Below are 727 nucleotides of genomic sequence, written 5' to 3'. Positions count from 1 at the left end.
TGGCGGCGAGCAGCTTGAGGCTCGCGTCGGCCGGTAAGTTCGACACATAGTATTTCTGCTCGCCAGTCGACCGGCGTTCGCCGACGAGCCAGACCTCGTCGCCTGGCATGCATTGCATGCGATTGTCGAGCATCCGGTGCTTATGACCATCCGCAACGCGGACACGGCGAGCCGCAAAGAGGCATGTCAGCCGACCTTTAGTGCCGCGCCGCCAGCTTATCTTCTGCCATTTCTCACCAGACAGCATTACCTCGGCAGAGACCGGCGACCGGTCCGGGATGTGATATTGGCGGCGCCTACCGGTGGTCGCGACCGGGAAGATCAGATCAACATCGGCCGGATAGACGTTTTGGCGTCGCGATAGTCCTACCGCCCACAGCAGACTGCGCTCACTCAAAGCCTGACGGAAAGGCCCGCTGGAGCCGTACCCTGAATCGGCAAGCACACAGCCAAAACGCGCACCGGAGGCGATGACGCGGTCGATCTCCTCGATCGCAATCTCCGGCTTTGTCAGAGCGGTTTGTCTATCCTTCGGCACACCGGCCCGCGCCATGCGCTCAGGATCATCGGTCCAGCTCTCGGGCAGGAAGAGCCGCAGGCCCACCATCACCGGCACCTCGCGCGAGGCCAACGTTACCGAGACCAGCGACTGACAATTGGCAGTCTTTCCGAGCGACGAAGCATATTGTGGCGCGACGCCAACCGAGTGACGTCCCTTCTTGGGCAA

General features: G+C 61.9%; 1 protein-coding gene. It reads right to left on the bottom strand.

The genetic code is table 11. From position 1 onward, the window contains the following. Positions 1-727, bottom strand: a 727-nt coding sequence (locus NKH02_RS34425; RefSeq protein WP_352884292.1) for an IS701 family transposase, incomplete at both ends; no start/stop codon positions are given.

This window comes from Mesorhizobium sp. M1396 (genome assembly GCF_040317725.1).
Lineage (GTDB): Bacteria > Pseudomonadota > Alphaproteobacteria > Rhizobiales > Rhizobiaceae > Mesorhizobium.
The sequence above is the reverse complement of the archived record's forward strand: the minus strand, read 5'-3'. Positions and strand labels throughout refer to the sequence as shown.